Source organism: Chromobacterium aquaticum, from assembly GCF_021129195.1.
Classification (GTDB): Bacteria; Pseudomonadota; Gammaproteobacteria; order Burkholderiales; family Chromobacteriaceae; genus Chromobacterium; species Chromobacterium aquaticum.
In genome coordinates, this window is the sequence record NZ_JAJOHW010000185.1 from 1 (window position 1) to 2,973 (window position 2,973).

Genomic DNA, 2,973 nt, shown 5'->3' on the forward strand with positions numbered 1-2,973 from the left:
CTGAAATGATAGGGTCAAGCGACTAAGTGCATCTGGTGGATGCCTTGGCGATCATAGGCGAAGAAGGACGTGTAAGCCTGCGAAAAGCGTGGGGGAGCTGGCAATAGAGCTTTGATCCCACGATGTCCGAATGGGGAAACCCCTCCGCAAGGAGATCCCGTGCTGAATACATAGGCACGAGGAGGCGAACGCAGCGAACTGAAACATCTAAGTAGCTGCAGGAAAAGAAATCAACCGAGATTCCGTTAGTAGTGGCGAGCGAACGCGGAAGAGCCTGTACGTGTTATGGATTGTGTTAGTGGAAGGTTCATGGAAAGGACCGCCATAGTGGGTGATAGCCCCGTACACGAAAACGCATTCCAAGGACTAGGCGTACGATAAGTAGGGCGGGACACGAGAAATCCTGTCTGAAGATGGGGGGACCATCCTCCAAGGCTAAATACTCATGATCGACCGATAGTGAACCAGTACCGTGAGGGAAAGGCGAAAAGAACCCCGGGAGGGGAGTGAAATAGAACCTGAAACCGGATGCATACAAACAGTGGGAGCGGACTTGTTCCGTGACTGCGTACCTTTTGTATAATGGGTCAGCGACTTACGTTCAGTAGCGAGCTTAACCGAATAGGGGAGGCGTAGGGAAACCGAGTCCGAATAGGGCGATTTTAGTTGCTGGGCGTAGACCCGAAACCGAGTGATCTATCCATGGCCAGGATGAAGGTGCGGTAACACGCACTGGAGGTCCGAACCCACTAGTGTTGCAAAACTAGGGGATGAGCTGTGGATAGGGGTGAAAGGCTAAACAAACTCGGAGATAGCTGGTTCTCCCCGAAAACTATTTAGGTAGTGCCTCATGTATCACTTCCGGGGGTAAAGCACTGTTATGGCTAGGGGGTCATTGCGATTTACCAAACCATGGCAAACTCTGAATACCGGAAAGTGCGAGCATGGGAGACAGACGGTGGGTGCTAACGTCCATCGTCAAGAGGGAAACAACCCAGACCGCCAGCTAAGGTCCCAAATGATCAGTTAAGTGGTAAACGAGGTGGGAAGGCATAGACAGCCAGGATGTTGGCTTAGAAGCAGCCATCATTTAAAGAAAGCGTAATAGCTCACTGGTCGAGTCGTCCTGCGCGGAAGATGTAACGGGGCTCAAACTGATAACCGAAGCTGCGGATTTGCACGTAAGTGCAGATGGTAGGGGAGCGTTCTGTAGGTCTGTGAAGGTGTCTCGTAAGGGATGCTGGAGATATCAGAAGTGCGAATGCTGACATGAGTAGCGATAAAGCGGGTGAAAAGCCCGCTCGCCGAAAGCCCAAGGTTTCCTACGCAACGTTCATCGGCGTAGGGTGAGTCGGCCCCTAAGGCGAGGCTGAAAAGCGTAGTCGATGGGAAACGGGTTAAAATTCCCGTACTTTTATGCAGTGCGATGTGGGGACGGAGAAGGTTAGGTCATCAGACTGTTGGAATAGTCTGTTTAAGCCGGTAGGCTGGGGAGGTAGGCAAATCCGCCTTCCCTTAAGGCCGAGACGTGATGACGAGGGTCTACGGACCTGAAGTGACTGATACCACGCTTCCAGGAAAAGCCACTAAGCTTCAGCTGCATAAGAACCGTACCGCAAACCGACACAGGTGGGCAGGATGAGAATTCTAAGGCGCTTGAGAGAACTCAGGAGAAGGAACTCGGCAAATTGATACCGTAACTTCGGGAGAAGGTATGCCTCTTAGAGTGAATCCCCTGCGGGAGGAGCTTTGAGAGGTCGCAGAGAATCGGTGGCTGCGACTGTTTAACAAAAACACAGCACTGTGCCAACACGAAAGTGGACGTATACGGTGTGACGCCTGCCCGGTGCTGGAAGGTTAAGTGATGGGGTGCAAGCTCTTGATCGAAGCCCCAGTAAACGGCGGCCGTAACTATAACGGTCCTAAGGTAGCGAAATTCCTTGTCGGGTAAGTTCCGACCCGCACGAATGGCGTAACGATGGCCACACTGTCTCCTCCTGAGACTCAGCGAAGTTGAAGTGTTTGTGAAGATGCAATCTCCCCGCTGCTAGACGGAAAGACCCCGTGAACCTTTACTGTAGCTTTGCATTGGACTTTGAACAGACTTGTGTAGGATAGGTGGGAGGCTATGAAGTGGGAACGCTAGTTCTCATGGAGCCGTCCTTGAAATACCACCCTGGTGTGTTTGAGGTTCTAACCTTGGTCCGTGATCCGGATTGGGGACAGTGCATGGTAGGCAGTTTGACTGGGGCGGTCTCCTCCCAAAGTGTAACGGAGGAGTTCGAAGGTTACCTAGGTACGGTCGGAAATCGTGCTGATAGTGCAATGGCAAAAGGTAGCTTAACTGCGAGACCGACAAGTCGAGCAGGTGCGAAAGCAGGACATAGTGATCCGGTGGTTCTGAATGGAAGGGCCATCGCTCAACGGATAAAAGGTACTCCGGGGATAACAGGCTGATACCGCCCAAGAGTTCACATCGACGGCGGTGTTTGGCACCTCGATGTCGGCTCATCACATCCTGGGGCTGTAGCCGGTCCCAAGGGTATGGCTGTTCGCCATTTAAAGTGGTACGTGAGCTGGGTTCAAAACGTCGTGAGACAGTTTGGTCCCTATCTGCAGTGGGCGTTGGAAGTTTGACGGGGGCTGCTCCTAGTACGAGAGGACCGGAGTGGACGCACCTCTGGTGTACCGGTTGTGACGCCAGTCGCATTGCCGGGTAGCTAAGTGCGGAAGAGATAACCGCTGAAAGCATCTAAGCGGGAAACTCGCCTGAAGATGAGACTTCCCTGAGGGCTTGACCCTCCTGAAGAGTCGTTCGAGACCAGGACGTTGATAGGTCGGGTGTGGAAGCGCTGTGAGGCGTTAAGCTAACCGATACTAATTGCTCGTGAGGCTTGATCCTATCATTTGAGTGGCTTGGGAAACTGAGCGACGAGATAGTGTTGTGCGACACAATTGAATACCGAATATATG

At 52.5% G+C, this 2,973-nt stretch carries 1 rRNA gene; it reads left to right on the forward strand.

Annotated elements, in window-relative coordinates:
• Positions 1-12 precede the first annotated feature (12 nt).
• Positions 13-2,902: ribosomal RNA gene (locus LQT98_RS22310) — 23S ribosomal RNA — on the forward strand.
• The last annotated feature ends 71 nt before the right edge of the window (positions 2,903-2,973 follow it).